This window comes from Clostridium sp. CX1 (assembly GCF_025398335.1).
Lineage (GTDB): Bacteria > Bacillota > Clostridia > Clostridiales > Clostridiaceae > Clostridium_AM > Clostridium_AM tanneri.
This window is the reverse complement of the sequence record NZ_JAODOO010000054.1, coordinates 1-1,068: the sequence shown is the minus strand read 5'-3', so window position 1 is coordinate 1,068 and position 1,068 is coordinate 1. Positions and strand designations below refer to the sequence as shown.

Annotated in this window: 2 protein-coding genes; both read left to right on the top strand. The window is 34.6% G+C overall.

The features are described 5' to 3' along the window. The coding region (locus N4T77_RS20090; protein WP_261673640.1) for a DNRLRE domain-containing protein at window positions 1–444 on the top strand (444 nt) is incomplete at its 5' end. A 40-nt stretch (window positions 445–484) separates the two neighbouring features. Next, on the top strand, window positions 485–1,068 hold a 584-nt coding region (locus N4T77_RS20085; protein ID WP_261673639.1), incomplete at its 3' end, for a DUF6531 domain-containing protein.

The following is a 1,068-nucleotide window of genomic DNA, read 5'->3' as shown; positions in this document are numbered from 1 at the left end:
GTAACTCTTATTGAAGATAAAAAGGGCTATAATTTATCATGGATTCCAAATAACCAATGGTTAAAGGATGCTAATAGAAAATATCCTATTATTATAGATCCAACAATTTCAACACCACAGGAAGCTAAAAGTATTTTTGATAGCTATATCTCCTCAAACTACTCAAATTCAAACTATGGAAAAAGTGTTGCTCTAAGAGTAGGAAAATTTAATGATTTTGGTGTCACAAGAAGCTTTATTAGGTTTACACTGCCAACAGATAAGTTAACGTCCGGTGACTTAGTAGTAGGAGCTTATCTAAACTTAAACTTGGCAATATCAAACTATGATAAACGACAGGTTAATGTTTATAAGGTGCTGGCACCTTGGGATCCAGCAAGTATAAATTGGAGCAATGCACCGGCAGTAAACGATAAAAGAATAGAAGGATTACCAGCTAGTTAACGATACTGCAGGCAAATGGGTTGCATGGGACATAACAAGAGTGGTAAAGGAATGGCTTAGAGATGGTGCAAACTATGGATTAATGCTTAGAAACAGTGATGAAAATGCTAGCTATAATCAGTTTTTTTCCTCAGATGTAAGTGATTATGATGAGTACGGTAATAATCTTGCAATAGCTAGACCAGTAATAGCAATACAGTATGTTAACAATTCAGGATTAGAAAACTACTGGACTTACCATTCTCAAGATGTAGGAAGAGCAGGAACTGGGTATGTTAATGACTTTAATGGAAATCTTGTCTTTATCCATAATGATATAAGTATGAGCGGCAGCAAAATGCCAATTATTCTAAATCATGTGTTTAACAGTAATGAAAAAGACATTGTTTCTGGGTATGGAAATGGATGGAGGTTAAACCTAAGTCAAAGGGTAACGGAATCAAAGATAGGGGATATCCAGTATTATATATACACTGACGAAGATGGAACTAAGCACTATTTTTACTACGATAGTTCAGATAAAACCTATAAACAACAAATGGGTACAGATTTAACCTTTAATAAAGGGACAGATGGAAGTTATACCATAAAGGATAAAAGTGGAGGAGTTCTTGAATTTGTTCC